Genomic DNA, 18,182 nt, shown 5'->3' with positions numbered 1-18,182 from the left:
CCGACTCCCGTCACCAAAGGAAGGTTCTTCACCTCATGTCGAACGACAGCAAGCTCGTTGACTACCTCAAGTGGGTCACGGCCGACCTGCACCAGACTCGCCAACGGCTGCTGGAAGTCGAGTCGGGCCGGCAGGAGCCGATCGCCATCGTCGGCATGTCCTGCCGCCTGCCGGGCGGGGTGCGCTCGCCGGAGGAGTTCTGGCAGCTGCTCGCCGAAGGGCGGGACGGGGTCTCCGGCTTCCCAGGCGACCGGGGGTGGAACCTCGATGCCCTGGCGGGGCATGGGGACGGTTCCAGCGCGACGATCGAGGGCGGCTTCGTCGACGCGAGCGCGTTCGACGCGGGGTTCTTCGGGATCTCGCCGCGCGAGGCGCTGGCGATGGACCCGCAGCAGCGGCTGCTGCTCGAAACCTCCTGGGAGGCGTTCGAGCGGGCCGGGATCGACCCGGTGTCGCTGCGGGGCAGCCGGACCGGCGTCTTCGTCGGCACGGCCGGCGTCGACTACGTCGGCGTGGTGATGAACTCGGACGAGGACATGGAGGGCCACGCGACCACGGGCCTCACCGCGAGCGTGCTCTCCGGGCGGGTCTCCTACGCGCTCGGCCTGGAGGGTCCGGCCGTCACCCTGGACACGGCGTGTTCGTCGTCCCTGGTGGCCCTGCACGTGGCCGCGCACTCGCTGCGCGCGGGGGAGTGCTCGATGGCGCTGGCGGGCGGTGTGACGGTGCTGTCCACGCCGATGGCCTTCTCCGGCTTCAGCCGGCAGGGCGGGCTGGCAACGGACGGGCGGTGCAAGGCGTTTGCGGATGCGGCGGACGGCACGGGGTGGTCGGAGGGCGTCGGCGTCCTGGTGTTGGAGCGGTTGAGCGATGCGCGGCGCAATGGGCATGAGGTGTTGGCGGTGGTGCGCGGGTCGGCGGTGAACCAGGACGGCGCGTCCAATGGGCTGACGGCGCCGAACGGTCCGTCGCAGCAGCGGGTGATCCGGCAGGCGTTGGCGAGCGCGGGTCTGTCGGCTGCTGAGGTGGACGCGGTGGAGGGGCATGGGACGGGGACGCCGCTGGGTGACCCGATCGAGGCGCAGGCGCTGCTCGCCACGTATGGGCAGGAGCGTCAACACCCTTTGTGGCTCGGCTCGGTGAAGTCGAACATCGGGCACACGCAGGCGGCGGCGGGTGTTGCGGGTGTGATCAAGATGGTGCTGGCGATGCGGCACGGTGTGCTGCCGCGCACGCTGCACGTGGACGCGCCGTCCACGCACGTCGACTGGTCGGCTGGCGAGGTCAGGCTCGTCACCGAGGTAGTCGAGTGGCCGGAGACGGGCCACCCGCGCCGTGCGGCGGTCTCGGCGTTCGGGATCAGCGGGACCAACGCGCACACCATCATCGAGCAGGCACCGCCGGTCGAGCCCGAGGAGCCCTCGCGCGCCGCTGGCGTGGTGCCGTGGGTGGTGTCGGGCAAGTCGGAGGCGGCGCTGGATGCGCAGCTGTCGCAGCTCGCCGGGCTGCCCGCTCTGGATGCCGGTTACTCGTTGGCGGGGCGTACGGACTTCGCGCATCGCGCGGTGCTGGTGGACGGTGTGGAGGTTGCGCGAGGAGTGGCGGTGGAGCGGTCGCTCGCGCTGCTCTTCTCCGGGCAGGGCTCGCAACGCCTCGGGATGGGACGGGAGTTGTATGCCCGCTTCCCGGTGTTCGCGGAGGCGTTCGACGCGGTGTGCGCGCAGTTCGACGCTCCCGTCCGTGAAGTGATCTGGGGTGGGGACGAGGAGTTGCTGAACCGGACGGACTTCGCGCAGACCGGGCTGTTCGCGGTGGAGGTGGCGCTCTTCCGGCTGGTCGAGTCGTGGGGCGTGGTGCCGGACTTCGTGGCGGGTCACTCGATCGGCGAGGTCGCCGCCGCGCACGTGGCAGGCGTCTTCTCGCTGGCCGACGCCTGCGCCCTGGTGGCCGCGCGCGGCCGCCTGATGCAGGCGCTGCCCGCGGGTGGTGCGATGGTGGCGTTGCGGGCGACGGAAGAAGAAGTCCTGCCGCTGCTCAGCGAGTTCGTGTCGATAGCGGCCGTGAACGGCCCGTCGTCCGTGGTGATCTCCGGCACCGAGGACGCCGTCGAGGAGGTCTGCGCGCACTTCGGCAAGAGCACCCGCCTGCGGGTCTCGCACGCGTTCCACTCGCCGTTGATGGACCCGATGCTGGAGGACTTCCGCGCCGTCATCGCGGGTCTGACCTTCGAGGCGCCGCGCATCCCGCTGGTGTCCAACGTGACGGGCGCGGTGGCGTCGCCGGAGCTGGTGTGCACGCCGGAGTACTGGGTGCGCCACGTGCGCGAGGCGGTCCGCTTCGCCGACGGCCTGGAGTCACTGACGGGTGAGGGCGTCTCGGCGTTCCTGGAGCTGGGCCCCGACGGCGTGCTGTCCGCGCTGGTCGAGGACGCAGTCGCTGCCCCCGCCCTGCGCAGGGACCGCCCGGAGGAAACCGAGCTGCTCACCGGCCTCGCGCAGCTGCACGTCGCGGGCGTCCGGCTGGACTGGTCGCAGGTGTTCGCCGGCACCGGCGCCCGCCGCATGGACCTGCCCACCTACCCGTTCCAGCACGAGCGCTACTGGCCGCGCCCCGCCGTCCACGTCGGTGACGTGACGGGCGCCGGCCTGACCCCGGCCGAGCACCCGCTGCTCGGCGCGACCGTCGCCCTGGCGACGTCCGAGGGCATGCTGTTCACGGGCCGGCTCTCCCTCAACGCGCATCCGTGGCTGGCCGAGCACGTGGTGAACGGTGCAGTGGTCTTTCCGGCCGCCGGTTTCCTGGAGCTGGCCGTGCGCGCGGGTGACCAGGTCGGCTGCGACCGGGTGGAGGAGTTCAGTCTGACCGAGCCGCTGGTGCTGTCCGAGGACGGCGCGGTGGCGGTGCAGGTGTGGGTGGGCGCTCCCGAGGCCTCGGGTGCTCGCGCGGTGAGCCTGTTCTCGCGTGGGGCGGGGGTGGTGGACGGTCCGTGGGTTGAGCATGCGTCGGGTGTGTTGGTGGCGGGTGAGCGGGTGGCGGAGTTCGACGCGTCGGTGTGGCCGCCCCGCGGTGCGGTGGTGCTGGACGCTGACGGGCTGCCGGGGGTGCGGTCGGTGTGGCGGCGGGGGGACGAGGTCTTCGTCGAGGCTGAGCTGACGGGTGACGCCGGTCGCTTCGGCTTGCACCCTGCGCTGCTGGCCTCGGTGCTGGGGGCGGCCGGCGTCGTGGGGCTGGAGCTGCTCCCGTCCTCGTGGCGCGGGGTGTCGCTGCACGCGGCGGGCGCGTCGGTGGTGCGGGCGCGGCTGGTGAGGACCGGCGTGGACTCGGTGTCCCTCGCGGTGGTCGACGTCGAAGGCGCGCCCGTGCTCTCCGCTGAGTCGGTCGCCTTCTCGGCACCGCCCACCTCGCTCGTCGCCACTGCCGGTGCCGGCCTGGACGGGTTGCTGACGCTGGAGTGGGTGCCGGCCGCCGGGGGCCGTTCAGCGGTCGAGGTGCCGAGCAGGGTGGTGCTCGGCGCCGATGCCGTCTCGTTGGCGGAGGTGTCGGGTGACGCGGCGTTGGTGGTGGTCCCGATCTCAGGCTCTGCCGAGGACGTGCCGGGCGCGGTGCACGTGACCACCGCGCGGGTGTTGGGTCTGGTGCGGGAGTGGTTGGCGGAGGAGCGGTTCGCGGGTTCGCGTCTGGTGTTCGTGACGCGTGGCGCGGTGTCGGGTGAGGATTTGGCTGCTGCGGCGGTGTGGGGTCTGGTGCGGTCGGCGCAGTCGGAGAACCCGGGCCGGTTCCTGCTGGTGGACGCGGAGGCGGGTGCGGATGTGCCGTGGGCGCGGGTGCTGGCGGCGGGGGAGCCGCAAGTAGTGGTGCGCGACGGCGCGGTGCTGGTCGGCCGGCTGGCCCGCCTGGGCACCTCCGTGGGCGCGGCGACCTGGGATCCGTCGGGCACAGTCCTGGTCACCGGTGGCACGGGTGGTCTGGGCCGGGAGGTGGCCCGCCATCTGGTGGCCGAGCATGGCGTGCGCAGTCTCCTGTTGCTGAGCCGTCGTGGTCTCGAAGCGCCTGGCGCTGAGGAGTTGGTGGTCGAGCTCGCTGCTCTGGGTGCCGAGGTGACCGTAACTGCCTGCGATGTCGCGGACCGCGCCGCGCTCGCAGGCGCGTTGGCGGGGGTTGCGCTCACCGCGGTGATCCACACGGCCGGTGTGCTGGACGACGGCGTGGTCACCTCCCTTACCCCCGAGCGCCTCTCCGGTGTGCTGCGGCCGAAGGTGGATGCGGCCTGGCATCTGCACGAGCTCACCGCGCACTTGAACCTCTCCGCCTTCGTCCTCTTCTCCTCCATCTCCGGTGTGATGGGCAGCGCAGGCCAGGGCAACTACGCCGCCGGCAACGTCTTCCTGGACGCCCTGGCCCAGCACCGCCGCTCTCGTGGCCTGGCCGCCCAGTCCCTCGCCTGGGGCGCCTGGGCGCAGGCCACCGGCATGACCGGCACCCTCTCCGACGCCGACATGCACCGCATCAACGCCTCCGGCGTCCCGCCGCTGACCGTCGCCCAGGGCCTGGCCCTACTCGACGCCGCGATGACCGTCGACCGGGCCTACCTGGTCCCGATCGGCCGCCTCACGTCCTCGGGCGCGGCGCCGATGCGCGGTGAAGTCCCCACCATGTTCCGCGGGTTGGTTCGCGGCGGTCGCCGGATGGCGGCCACCGCCGACGGCGGCGCGGGGACGGCGTCCGCGCTCGCGACCCGGCTCTTCGAGCTGCGCGGCGCCGAACGCGTCCGCCTGCTGGTGGAGTTGGTGCGCACCGAGGCTGCGGGCGTCCTGGGCCATGCCTCGGCGCAGAGCATCGGCGCGGAGCGGGACTTCCACGACCTGGGCCTCGACTCGCTGACCGCACTGGAGCTGCGCAACCGCCTGACGGCCGTCACGGGCCTGCGCCTGCCGGCAACCCTTGTCTTCGACTACCCGACTCCCACCGTCCTCGCCGAGCATCTGATCGCTCAACTCCTGGACGAGCACGGCGATTCGGCCACCCCCGTGGCGGCGACCGGGGTCTCGGACGACCCCGTCGTCATCGTCGGCATGGCGTGCCGCCTGCCGGGCGGGATCGGGTCCCCGGAGGATCTGTGGGACCTGGTCTCCGAAGGCCGCGAGGGCATCGCGGACTTCCCGACCGACCGCGGCTGGGACCTGGACGTGCTGCTCGGCGGCGCGCCGGACGCGCGCGGGCGCAGCGCCACCGCCCGGGGCGGATTCCTGCACGGGGTGGCGGAGTTCGACGCCGGTTTCTTCGGGATCTCGCCGCGCGAGGCGCTGGCGATGGACCCGCAGCAGCGCCTGCTGCTGGAGACCTCCTGGGAGGCGATCGAGCGTTCGGCGATAAACCCCGCCACCCTGCGCGGCAGCCAGACCGGCGTCTTCGTCGGCACCGGCGGCCAGGACTACCTGACGCTGGTGATGAACTCCAGCGAGGACATCGAGGGCCACGCCAGCACGGGTCTCGCCGCGAGCGTGGTCTCCGGCCGGATCTCCTACACCTTCGGCCTGGAGGGCCCGGCCGTCACCGTCGACACCGCCTGCTCCTCCTCCCTGGTCGCCCTGCACCTCGCCGCCCAGTCGCTGCGCAGCGGCGAGTGCTCGCTGGCGCTGGCCGGCGGCGTCACCGTGATGTCCTCCTCGCTCGGCTTCCCGGGCTTCACGCGCCAGGGCGGACTGGCCACCGACGGGCGGTGCAAGGCCTTCGCGGACGCGGCGGACGGCACCGGCTGGTCGGAGGGCGTCGGCGTCCTGGTGCTGGAGCGGCTGAGCGACGCGCGGCGCAACGGGCACGAGATCCTGGCCGTCGTCCGGGGCTCCGCGATCAACCAGGACGGCGCCTCCAACGGCCTGACCGCTCCCAACGGCCCGGCCCAGCAGCGGGTGATCCGCCAGGCGCTGGCCAACGCGGGCCTGTCGGCCGCCGAGGTGGACGCCGTCGAGGGCCACGGCACCGGCACGACGCTCGGCGACCCGATCGAGGCACAGGCGCTGCTCGCGACCTACGGCCAGGGCCGCTCGGAGGACCGTCCGCTCCTGCTGGGCTCGTTGAAGTCCAACATCGGCCACACCCAGGCGGCGGCGGGTGTCGCGGGCGTGATCAAGATGATCATGGCGATGCGGCACGGCGTGCTGCCGAAGACGCTGCACGTGGACGCGCCGTCCACGCACGTCGACTGGTCGACGGGCGAGGTGGAACTCCTGACGCAGCTCGCTCAGTGGCCGCAGAGCGACCGGCCGCGCCGTGCGGCGGTGTCGGCGTTCGGGATCAGCGGGACCAACGCGCACGTGATCGTCGAGCAAGCGCCGTCGGCTCCGCCGGTCGAGCCGGCTGCGCAGACCGAGGCGCCGGTGGTGCCGTGGGTGGTGTCCGGCAAGTCCGACGCGGCGCTGGACGCCCAGCTGGAGCGGATCACCGCGCTCGCCGATGCCTCGCCGCTCGACGTGGGTTACTCGCTGGCGGGACGGACGGACTTCGCGCACCGCGCGGTGCTGCTGGACGGCGCCGAGGTCGCCCGCGGAACCGCCGAGGACCGTCCGCTCGCGCTGCTCTTCTCCGGGCAGGGCTCGCAACGCCTGGGCATGGGGCAGGAGTTGTACGGCCGCTTCGCGGCGTTCGCGGAGGCCTTCGACGCGGTCTGCGCGCAGTTCGACGCTCCCGTCCGGGAGGTGGTCTGGGGTGCGGACGAGGAGTTGCTGAACCGGACGGACTTCGCGCAGGCCGGCCTGTTCGCGGTGGAGGTGGCGCTCTTCCGGTTGGTCGAATCCTTCGGCGTCCGACCGGACTTCGTGGCCGGTCACTCGATCGGTGAGATCGCGGCGGCGCACGTCGCCGGGGTGTTCTCGCTGCCGGACGCCTGTGCGCTGGTCGCGGCGCGCGGCCGCCTGATGCAGGCGCTGCCCGCCGGTGGTGCGATGGTCGCGTTGCGGGCGACGGAGGAAGAAGTCCTGCCGCTGCTGGGTGAGTTCGTGTCGATAGCAGCGGTGAACGGCCCGTCGTCCGTGGTGATCTCCGGCACCGAGGACGCCGTCGAGGAGGTCTGCGCGCACTTCGGCAGGAGCACCCGCCTGCGCGTCTCGCACGCCTTCCACTCCCCTCTGATGGCCCCGATGCTGGAGGACTTCCACGCCGTCGTCGCGGGCCTGTCCTTCGAGGCGCCGCGCATCCCGCTGGTGTCGAACGTGACCGGTGCCGTCGCGTCGCCGGAGCTGGTGTCCACGCCGGAGTACTGGGTGCGGCACGTCCGCGAGGCCGTCCGCTTCGCCGACGGCCTTGACGCGCTCACCGCCGAGGGCGTCTCGGCGTTCCTGGAGCTGGGCCCGGACGGCATCCTGTCCGCGCTGGTCGACGGCGCCCTTGCCGCCCCCGCCCTGCGCAGGGGCCGCCCGGAGGAGGCCGCGCTGCTCACCGGCCTCGCGCAGCTGCACGTCGCGGGCGTGCCGATCGACTGGACCCAGGCGTTCGCCGGCACCGGAGCCCGCCGGGTCGACCTGCCCACCTACGCCTTCCAGCACGAACGCTACTGGCCCGAGACCAACCCCGCCCCCGATCGGGGAGCCGCCAGGGCCGAGGACCCACTCGACGCGCAGTTCTGGGCCGCGGTGGACGGCGAGGACCTGCACAGCCTCGCTGCCGATCTGGACGTCGACACCGACGCGCTGGGCGCGGTGCTGCCCGCCCTGTCGTCCTGGCGCCGGCACCGCCGTGACCAGTCGCAGCTGGACGCGCTGCGCTTCCACGCGTCCTGGAAGCTTCTCTCCGGCGCCTCGGCCGCTCGACCGACCAGCGGTCCGTGGCTGGTCGTCGCCCCGGCCCGCAGCGCCGACGAGGAGTGGACGGCGGCCGTGCTCAAGGCGGTCGGCCCCGACGCGCTCTGCCTGAACGTCGAGGCGGCCGAGCGCACGGCGCTCGCCGCGCTGCTGCGGCAACTCCCCACCACCGGAACCCCGTTCACGGGCGTCCTGTCCCTGCTCGCAACTGACTCCACCTCCGCGCCCGTCACGGCGACCGCCGCCCTGCTCCAGGCGCTGCGCGACACCGAGATCACCGCACCGCTCTGGTGCGTCACGCGCGGCGCGGTCGCGGTCGACCGGACCGAGCCGCTGACGGCCCTGGCGCAGGCCGGGGTCTGGGGCCTGGGCCGGGTCGCGGCACTGGAGTACCCGCAGCTGTGGGGCGGTCTGGTCGACCTGCCGCCGATCATGGATCAGCGCGCGGTGCAGCGCCTGGCCGGCGTGCTGGCGGGTCTGGACGGCGAGGACCAGGTCGCGGTGCGGCCCTCCGGCCTCTACGGACGTCGCCTGCTGCCCGCGCCGACCGGCTCGCCCGACGCCGGCTGGGAGCCGCGCGGCACGGTCCTGATCACCGGCGGCACCGGCGGCCGCGGCGCCCACCTGGCCCGCTGGCTGGCCGGCGCCGGTGCCGACCACCTGCTGCTGGTCAGCCGGCGCGGCCCGCAGGCGCCCGGCGCCATGGAGCTCGCCGACGAGCTGCGCGCCTCGGGTGCCGAGGTGACCGTGGTCGCCTGCGACACGGCCGACCGCGAGCAGCTGGCCGCCGTGCTCGCGGGTGTCCCAGCGCACCGGCCGCTGTCGGCCGTCGTGCACGCGGCGGGCCTGATCGACGACGGCGTGCTGGACGACCTGACGCCCGAGCGCTTCGCCGCCGTACACCGCGCCAAGGTCACCGCCGCCCTGCACCTGGACGAACTGACGCAGCATCAGGAGCTGGACGCCTTCGTCCTGTTCTCCTCGGTGGCCGGCGCGGTCGGCAGCCCCGGCCGGGCGAACGTCGCCGCCGCGAACGCCGTCCTGGACGCCCTCGCCCAGCGCCGGCGTACGCAGGGCCTGCCTGCCACCGCGGTGGCCTGGGGTGCCTGGCTGGGCGACGACGCGGCGGACACACTGGCCGAGGAGTCCGACACGCCGCGCCGCACCGCGATCCCGGTGATCCACCCGGAGCTGGCCGTCGCCGCCCTGCGGCAGGCCGTCACCCGGACGGCGCCCGCGCTGGTGCTGCTCGACCTGCTGCAGCCGCAGCTGCTCGACACCCTGGTCGGCCTGCGCGGCAACCCGCTGCTCAAGGAGTTGCCCGCCGCCCGGGAGGCGATCGCGCACGCCGACGCGGCGCGCCGCGAGGTCGCCTCGGCCGCCTCCGAGCTCGGGCAGCGGCTGCGCGCCCTGTCCGGGGCCGAGCGCCTGGCGCTGCTCACCGACCTGGTGCGTACCCACGTCGCGGCTGTCCTCGGCTACGCCGACCGGTCGGCCATCGCGCCGGACCGCAAGTTCCGCGACCTCGGCTTCGACTCGCTCACCGCGATCGAGCTGCCCGGCCGCCTGAAGCTGGCGACCGGCCTGCGGCTGTCGGCCACCACCGTCTTCGACTACCCGACCTCCACCGTCCTGGCCGAGCACCTGCTCGCCGAACTCCTGGACGAGCAGGACCAGCAGCACGAGCCCACCATTGCGGCCCAGCCCGCCGACGACCCGATCGCCATCGTCGGCATGGCCTGCCGCCTGCCGGGCGGCGTGCGCTCCCCGGAGGAGCTGTGGCAGCTGGTGGCCGCCGGCCGGGACGGGATCGCGGGCTTCCCCGAGGACCGCGGCTGGGACCTGCGCACGCTGCTCGCCGGCGACCGCGACGGCCGCGGCCGCAGCACCACCCTGGAGGGCGGCTTCGTCCCCGGCGTCGCCGACTTCGATGCCGGCTTCTTCGGGATCTCGCCGCGCGAGGCGCTGGCGATGGACCCGCAGCAGCGCCTGCTGCTCGAAACCTCATGGGAGGCCTTCGAGCACGCGGGCATCGCCCCCGGGCAGTTGGAGGGCAGTCGGACCGGCGTCTTCGTCGGGACCAACGGTCTGGACTACGCCACGCTGATGATGAACTCCCGCGAGGACATCGGCGGCCACGCCGGCACGGGACTGGCCACCAGCGTGCTGTCCGGCCGGATCTCCTACACCTTCGGTCTGGAGGGCCCGGCCGTCACGGTCGACACCGCCTGCTCCTCCTCGCTGGTCGCTCTGCACTGGGCCACCCAGTCGCTGCGCAACGGCGAGTGCTCGCTCGCGCTGGCGGGCGGCGTGACCGTGATGACCACGCCGGTCAGCTTCGCCGGCTTCACCGTCCAGAACGGGCTTGCCTCGGACGGCCGTTGCAAGGCCTACGCGGACTCCGCCGACGGTACCAACTGGTCCGAGGGGGTGGGCGTCCTGGTGCTGGAACGGCTCAGCGACGCCCGGCGCAACGGGCACCAGGTGCTGGCCCTGGTCCGCGGCTCGGCGGTCAACCAGGACGGCGCCTCCAACGGCATCACCGCCCCCAACGGCCCGTCCCAGCAGCGGGTGATCCGCCAGGCGCTCGCCAGCGCCGGCCTGTCCGCCGCCGAGGTGGACGTCGTGGAGGGCCACGGCACCGGCACCTCGCTGGGCGACCCGATCGAGGCCCAGGCGCTGCTCGCCACCTACGGCCAGAACCGCGAACGCCCGCTGTTGCTCGGCTCGTTGAAGTCAAACATCGGCCACACCCAGGCCGCCGCCGGGGTCGCCGGGATCATCAAGACCGTGCTCTCGATGCGGCACGGCGTGCTGCCCAAGTCGCTGCACATCGACCAGCCGTCCACCCATGTGGACTGGACGGCCGGCGCGGTGGACCTGCTCACCGAGGCCAGGCCCTGGCCCGAGGTGGACCGGCCCTGGCGCGCGGGCGTGTCGTCCTTCGGGATCAGCGGCACCAACGCCCACACGATCATCGAGCAGGCCCCGCCCGCCCCGCCGGTCGAGCCGCTCGCCCTGCCGGGTGTGCCGGCGCCGCAGATCGTCTCGGGCACCTCCGAGGCCGCCCTGGACGCCCAGCTGGAGCGGATCACCGCACTCACCGATGCCTCGCCGCTGGACGTGGGCTACTCCCTGGCGGCACGGACGGACTTCGGGCACCGCGCGGTGCTGCTGGACGGCACCGAGATCGCCCGCGGAGTGGCCGCCGATCGCCCGCTGGCACTGCTCTTCTCCGGCCAGGGATCGCAACGCCTGGGCATGGGTAGGGAGTTGTACGGGCGCTTCGCGGTGTTCGCGGAGGCCTTCGACGCGGTCTGCGCGCAGTTCGACCTGCCCGTCCGCGCGGTGGTCTGGGGCGCGGACGAAGAAGTGCTCAATCGCACGGACTTCGCGCAGGCCGGGCTGTTCGCGATCGAGGTCGCGCTGTTCCGGCTGCTCGAATCCTTCGGTGTCCGACCGGACTTCGTGGCCGGTCACTCAATCGGCGAGGTCGCCGCCGCGCACGTGGCAGGCGTCCTCTCGCTGGCCGACGCCTGCGCCCTGGTGGCCGCGCGCGGCCGCATGATGCAGGCCCTTCCCGCCGGAGGCGCGATGCTGGCCGTCGAGGCCACTGAGGACGAAGTCCTCCCGTTGCTCGGAGAGTTCGTCTCCATCGCGGCGGTGAACGGCCCGTCCTCCGTGGTCATCTCCGGCACCGAGCAGGGCGTCGAGGAGGTCCGCGCGCACTTCGCGGACCGCAGGAGCACTCGTCTGCGGGTCTCGCACGCCTTCCACTCCCCGCTGATGGACCCGATGCTGGCCGACTTCCGCGAGGTCCTGAACGGGCTCTCCTTCGCCGCCCCGACCATCCCGCTGATCTCCAACCTCACCGGCGGGAGCGCGACTTCGGAGCTGGTCTCGACCCCGGAGTACTGGGTCCGGCACGTCCGCGAGGCCGTCCGCTTCGCCGACGGCGTCGCCACCCTGCGCTCGCGCGGCGCCGCGGCGTTCCTGGAGCTGGGCCCCGACAGCGTGCTGACCGCGCTGGTCGCGGACGAGGACGCCGTCGCCGCCCCGGCCCTGCGCAGGGGCCGCCCGGAGGAGGCCGCGCTGCTCACCGGCCTCGCGCAGCTGCACGTCGCGGGTGTGCGGATCGACTGGACCCAGGCGTTCGCCGGCACCGGAGCCCGCCGGGTCGACCTGCCCACCTACGCCTTCCAGCACGAACGCTACTGGCCGCGCCCGGCGGCGCTCTCGGGCGACGTCGGTTCGGCGGGCCTGGTCCCGGCCGAGCACCCGCTGCTCGGCGCCGCCGTTCCGCTGGCCGACTCCGACGGGCTGCTCTTCACCAGCCGGCTCTCCACCCGGGTGCACCCGTGGCTGCTCGACCACCGGGTGTCCGGCACCCTGCTCTTCCCCGCCACCGGCTTCCTGGAGCTCGCCGTCGCCGCCGGTGACCAGGTCGGCTGCGGCCGGGTGACGGAGTTCACCCTCGCCGAGCCGCTGCCGCTCACCGAGGGCGAGGACCCCGTCCTCCAGGTCTGGGTGGGCGCACCCGACGCGAGCGGCGATCGGACGGTCAGCTGCTACGCCCGATCCGCCGAGGCGGCCCCGAACGAGCCCTGGACGCGCTGCGCCACCGGCACGCTCAGCCCGGACGCGCCCGCGCCGCAGGCCGAGTCCGCGCCCTGGCCGCCGGCCGGCGCGATCGCCGTCGACCTGGACGGCTTCTACCGCGCGAGCGGACCCGGCGCCGCCTTCCAGGGGCTGCGGGCGGCCTGGCTGCACGGCGAGGACGTGCTGGCCGAGGTCGAGCTCTCCGGCGAACCCGCCGAGGACGCCAAGTACTTCGGCCTGCACCCGGCCCTGCTCGGCGCGGCCCTGCACGCCGCCGCGCTGGTCGGCGTCGGCGACGAGGAACTCACCCTGCTGCCGCACGCCTGGCAGGGCGTGTCGCTGCACGCGGGCGGCGCCTCGGCGCTGCGGGTGCGCCTGACCCGGCTCGACGAGTCCGCGGTCGCCCTGACAGCGGTCGACGTCGAGGGCACCGCGGTGCTGACGGTCCGTTCGCTGGAGCTTCGCGCACTCGTTGCGGGCGTCAGCAGGCGTGACCCGCTGTTCCGGGTCGAATGGGTGCCGGCCGCCGTCGCCGAGTCGCCCGAGCCGGTGCGCTGCGTCGCCCTGGGGGTCGACGGCTTCTCGCTCGGCTCCACCGCCAGCTCACTCTCCGAACTCACGTCTGACATACCCGATTTGGTCGTGGTGGCGCTGCCGTCCACGGCCGACGACGTCCCGGCGACGGTACACGCGCAGACCGCGCGGGTGCTCGCTCTGGTCCAGGAGTGGCTGGCCCAGGAGCGGTTCGCCGCCTCGCGGCTGGTCTTCGTCACCCGCGGCGCGATCCGCGGCGCCGACGCCGACCTGGTCGGCGACCTCGCCGGCGGCGCGGCCTGGGGCCTGGTGCGCTCGGCCAACTCCGAACACCCCGACCGCTTCGCCCTGCTGGACATCGAGAAGGACGAGGACGTCAGCGCCGCCCTGCCCGCGCTGCGGGCCCCGCTGGCCGCCGGCGAGGCGCAGTTCGTGGTCCGCGAGGGCGTCCTGCGGGTCGGCCGATTGGCCCGGCTGAGCAACGCTACGTCCACCGCAGCGACTTGGGACACCGAGGGCACCGTGCTGCTCACCGGCGGCACCGGCGCCCTCGGCCGCCACCTCGCCCGGCACCTGGTCGCCCGCGGCACGCGGCACCTGCTGCTGACCAGCCGGCGCGGCCCGGACGCACCCGGCGCCGCCGAGCTCGCGGCCGAACTGCGCACGCTCGGCGCCCAGGTGACGATCGCGGCCTGCGACACGGCCGACCGCCAGGCCGCCGCCGCCCTGCTCGCGGCCGTCCCGGCCGCGCACCCGCTGACCGCCGTCGTGCACACCGCCGGCGTCCTGGACGACGGCATCATCACCTCACTCACGCCGCAGCGGCTCTCGGACGTGCTGCGTCCCAAGGTCGACGCGGCCTGGAACCTGCACGAACTCACCCGGCACCTGGACCTGGCCGCCTTCGTCACCTTCTCCTCCATCGCCGGTGTGATGGGCAGTCCGGGCCAGGGCAACTACGCGGCGGCCAACTCCTTCCAGGACACCCTGGCCGACCACCGCAGGTCGCTCGGCCTGGCCGGCATCTCGCTCGCCTGGGGCCCCTGGGCCCAGGACGACGGTATGACCAGCGAGCTCAGCGACACCGACATGCGGCGCATGCAGTCCGGCGGCATCCCGCCGCTCTCCGTCGAGCAGGGCCTGGCGCTCTTCGAGGCCGCCATCGGCCGCGCGGAACCGCTGATCATCCCGCTGGCGCTGGCCGGCGGCCCGATGCGGCCGCAGGACGACGTGCCGCCGCTCTTCCGCGGACTGGTCCGCACCGCCCGCCGCTCGGCCGCCGGCGCGGGCGCGGTCGGCGCTGCGGAGAGCGCGCTCTCCTTCACCCGGCAGCTGGTCGAGCTGGGCGAGCAGGACCGGATGCGCTTCCTGGTCGACACCGTGCGCAGCGAGGTCGCCGTGGTGCTCGGCCACGCCTCGCCGACCGACATCGCCGAGGACCGGGACTTCTACGAGCTCGGGTTCGACTCGCTGACGGCCGTCGAACTGCGCAACCGCCTGGCCGCCGTCACCGGACTGCGGCTGCCCGCCACGGTGGTCTTCGACAGCCGCACCCCCGGCGACCTGGCCGGCTGGATCCGCAGCGAACTGTCCGCACAGCCGAGCCTGGACGACTCGGGCGCCCTCACCGTCGCCGTCCCGAGCGGGGAGACGGAGATCGACTCGCTGGAGCGGCTGTTCATGGACGCGCTCGGCACCGGCAAGGTCGCCGAGGCGCAGCGGATGCTGGCGACCGTCGCCGCGCTGCGCCCCACCTTCGCGGCGACCGCCGAACTGGAGGATCTGCCCTGGGCCGCCACCCTCGCCGAGGGCGCACGGGGACCGCGCCTGATCTGCGTCAGCGCGCCCACCGCCAACGCGGGCATCCACCAGTACGCCCGCCTCGCCGCCCACTTCCGCGGCGACCGGGACGTCTGCGCACTGCCCCTGGTCGGCTTCGCCTCCGGCGAGCGCCTGCCGGCCAACCCGGAGGCCGCAGTCCGCGTGATCGCCGAGAGCGCCCTGCGCGCGGCCGACGGCAACCCGTTCGTCCTGGTCGGCCACTCCTCGGGCGGCTCGTTCGCCTACGCGGCGGCCGGCCTGCTGGAGAGCACCTGGGGCATCCGCCCGGCGGGCGTGGTCCTGCTCGACACCCTGAGCTTCCAGCACAACGCGGACGAGGGCGTCGACTACACCGGCATGATGAAGCTCAACTTCACCAGGAGCGCGGACGCCTCCCCGGTCCGCCTCACCAACTCCCGTCTCTCCGCGATGGGCCGCTGGATGGTCCTGCTCAACCAACTGGAGGTCCAGCACACCACCGCCCCCGTCCTCCTGATCACCTGCACCAAACCCCTCTTCCCCACCGACCAGACCCCCTCCCAGCCGTCCCCCCTGGTCCCCGGCGCCGACATCCGCACCGTCGACGCCGACCACCTCTCCCTGATCCGCGAGGACTCCGCCCTGACGGCCCAGCTCGTCGAGGACTGGCTCCAGCAGCTGTAGGTACCCGAGGCCGACCCCACTCCTTCCTGGGGTCGGCCTCCGATCCGATCCAGCCTGGGAGCGTGGTGGAGCCAGTCAGCAACCAGCTGGCCGATTTCAGCCGTCCGGCGGTGCGGTTGCATCCCCGGCCCGGTTTTCCGATACCTCAGGACAGCTCAGTGGGCGGCCCGCTCCTCTGGCCGGCCGATGAGGCATGGGCAGCCTGCACGGAGCCGCATCCGGTGCAGACAGTCAAGTTCGTGCCCCTCGGCGAAGCCGAGGCCCGCCGTCACTACGAGGACCCGAGCAGGCCCAGGACCGGTGCCAGTCCGCGCGGGCGCTGATCGACCGGCAGGTGGTCGACGAAGTGCACCGGGCAGCCCAGGGCCTGCGCGCCGCCGTCCGCGATACGGTCGTCGCCGACCATCAGTACATCGGCGGGTGACAGGCCGAGCCGGTCGCAGGCGACCCTGAAGATCGCCGGGTCGGGCTTCTGTGCGCCCAGCTCGAAGGAGAGCAAGTAGGCGTCGACCAGCCCGTCCAGTCCGTGCGCGCGGAAGATCGGCCGGAGGTCCCATCCGATGTTGCTCACTACAGCCACCGGGAGCCCCCGCCCACGCAGTTCACGCAGCGTCGATTCGGTATCCGGGTAGGTCCGCCATGCGGCGGGCATCATGTGGCGGTCGTACAGTGCCTGCGCCAACTCCGTTACTGGTAGCCCAGCTTCCTGGGCCAGTGCGGTGTAGGCGGCCCGGTGTCGGCCGGCACTCAGGTCCCGCTCGCGCCAGAGCGTTTCGAGGTGCGTGGGCACGTGCCGCGGTGCCGGTCCGCCTGGAAGCGCTCCGTACTCCGTCAGCCGCCTTACCAAGTCGGCGAACTCGTCGTCGGCCGGACGGATGCCAGCCGACGTCAGGACCGCGCCGAGCCACTCTGCGGTCGACTCGATGCGCAGCAGTGTGCCGGAGAAGTCGAACATCACACCTTTGATCATGTCGTGATGGTACGGCGGTCAAGCTGGAGGATCAGAACGGCAACTTCCCCTTCGGCAAGGCCACGACAACCGCTTCACAGCCCGTCCCACCGGTTCAGGCCGGCAACTGCCAACGATGATGCCGTTCTCGGTGTAGCCGGCCATGCCTACTGGTGGTCTCCGATATTCGGTGGTGCTGAATAGACCGGCAGCAGTCGCTCAGGTGCCGTTGTCAGCGGCGGTCAGTCAGCGTGGATGATGGCCCAGTGACGAACATCAGCGACGCCCACGTGAAGGTCCACTTCCGAATGGAGGTGGACGAGGACGGCTGGCCGCCGGCGAGCGTCGAGAGCCTGTGGGCAGTGGACCTCGGCGACGGAACGGTTCGTCTCGACAACACTCCATGGTTCGTCCGCGGGGTCGCCAGTGGCGATGTCATCCGCGTGGACATCGATAACGACGGCCTGCGCTGGGCCGGGGAGACCGTTCACGCCTCGGAGAACTGCACCATCCGGTTGATCGTGCTGAAGGACGGAGGCTCAGCTGCGGCCCGACAGACCGTGCTGGAGACCTTCCACCGACTCGGCACCACCGGCGAGGGCATTGAGCAGTTCCGGATGGTCGCGCTGGACATCCCGCCGGAAGCGGACATCCAGCGGATCCGCAAGCTGTTGGAACACGGCGAGGCGAAAGGTTGGTGGCACTGGGAAGAGGGATGTGTCACTGCCGCCTGGAGCGCCAGTGCAGGCACCGAGGACGACTGAGCGCCACCTCAACTCAGGTCAGCGAAGTCAGCGCGGTGTCGTAGGGTCCACGGCATGATCACGCGTCCCACAGGGCAGGCGGATGGGCCGTACGGCGCCGCCTTCCTACCGCGCCAGCAGATAGTCCTTCGGGCGCCCGAGCGACCGATCACTGATCCAGTGGCGAAGCTCGGCGGAGAGCCTGTCTGGCTCTCCGAACCCACCTGGCCCGTGGACCCGCGCACCAAGGTGCCCTTGGTGTTCATCGGTCAGTTCCCCATCCCTGGCGATGATTTCCGTCTGGCCTACCTCTTTCTCCACGAAGAAGACATCTGCATGGGTGGGATGGACCCGGAGGTCGGAGACGGCGTCCTACTGGTTCAGCCTGGAGGCCGTATCCCCTCCTTCGCAGTCGTCGGGCCGCCCGGAACGCGCGGTCGGACGCTCTGGCGCTGGGGGCCCGACGAATCGGAGATCCCCGTCGAGTGGCACGTCGATCTCCAACCGGTGTCGCCAGAGGTCGACTGTTCGATTGATGAGCACGCAGCCTGGGAGCGGAGCATGCGTGGCGACGGTCCTGACGTCGATCTTCCCGGCGGCGAGGACCTGCATGACTACTTCGGTGGTGCCGCCTGCTACCCCAACTGTTACGCGCGGGTCGAGTCCCCCTGGCAGTTCCTCTTCAAGATCAGCGACGGCGGCGAAGCCGAGGACGACCCGTACTTCCTCAACTTCGGCTACGGCTACGGATTCGCCTTCGTCAGCCCCGATCACCGCGAAGGACGCTTCTTCTGGGAATGCTCATAGCGACGCGCCAGCTCGGCCGCGCAGCCGTTCCGGCTGGCGCCTGCCGACCAGAACTGGGCGCACTCGATGCTGACTCCCAGGAGCCGATGGAGGACTGCGGGAGGCATCTGAGCGGCGAGATCGAGCAGGGTCACCTTCCTCGATCAAGGCATCGTTGCCGAGTACGACACCTTCGTCGCGGGGATCATGCGCGGTGACCTTCGACGACAGCTGGACTGACTACCGTTAGGACATGGAGGGCCTACCGGCCTACCCGCGAGGGGGCCGGTA

General features: G+C 72.7%; 4 protein-coding genes. 3 read left to right on the top strand and 1 reads right to left on the bottom strand.

The window, feature by feature from the left end; translation table 11 throughout:
• The first annotated feature begins 35 nt into the window (after positions 1 to 35).
• Complete coding sequence (locus tag P3T37_RS15900) at positions 36 to 15,413, top strand: type I polyketide synthase (protein ID WP_280724296.1); 15,378 nt, start codon at positions 36 to 38, stop codon at positions 15,411 to 15,413.
• A 271-nt stretch (positions 15,414 to 15,684) separates the two neighbouring features.
• On the opposite strand, the gene P3T37_RS15895 is transcribed toward P3T37_RS15900, so the two are convergent.
• Positions 15,685 to 16,383 (bottom strand): HAD-IA family hydrolase, encoded by a 699-nt coding sequence (locus tag P3T37_RS15895; RefSeq protein WP_280724295.1) that lies wholly within the window; start codon positions 16,381 to 16,383, stop codon positions 15,685 to 15,687.
• 245 nt (positions 16,384 to 16,628) lie between these two features.
• Here P3T37_RS15895 and P3T37_RS15890 point away from each other — a divergent pair, with 245 nt between their 5' ends.
• Both P3T37_RS15890 and P3T37_RS15885 read left to right on the top strand, forming a co-directional pair.
• Entirely contained in the window at positions 16,629 to 17,126 is a 498-nt protein-coding gene (locus P3T37_RS15890; protein WP_280724294.1) for a DUF4265 domain-containing protein, read from the top strand.
• 54 nt (positions 17,127 to 17,180) lie between these two features.
• Positions 17,181 to 17,912 carry a hypothetical protein gene (locus P3T37_RS15885; RefSeq protein ID WP_280724293.1) on the top strand — a complete coding sequence of 244 codons (732 nt, stop codon included), beginning with the start codon at positions 17,181 to 17,183 and terminating at the stop codon, positions 17,910 to 17,912.
• Positions 17,913 to 18,182 lie beyond the last annotated feature (270 nt).

This window comes from Kitasatospora sp. MAA4, assembly GCF_029893355.1.
Lineage (GTDB): Bacteria > Actinomycetota > Actinomycetes > Streptomycetales > Streptomycetaceae > Kitasatospora.
The sequence above is the reverse complement of the archived record's forward strand: the minus strand, read 5'-3'. Positions and strand labels throughout refer to the sequence as shown.

Excerpts from the sequence above, each read along its gene's own strand:
- P3T37_RS15900 (WP_280724296.1), top strand. The coding sequence starts at position 36 with ATGTCGAACGACAGCAAGCTCGTTGACTACCTCAAGTGGGTCACGGCC.
- P3T37_RS15895 (WP_280724295.1), bottom strand. The coding sequence starts at position 16,383 with ATGATCAAAGGTGTGATGTTCGACTTCTCCGGCACACTGCTGCGCATC.
- P3T37_RS15885 (WP_280724293.1), top strand. The coding sequence starts at position 17,181 with ATGATCACGCGTCCCACAGGGCAGGCGGATGGGCCGTACGGCGCCGCC.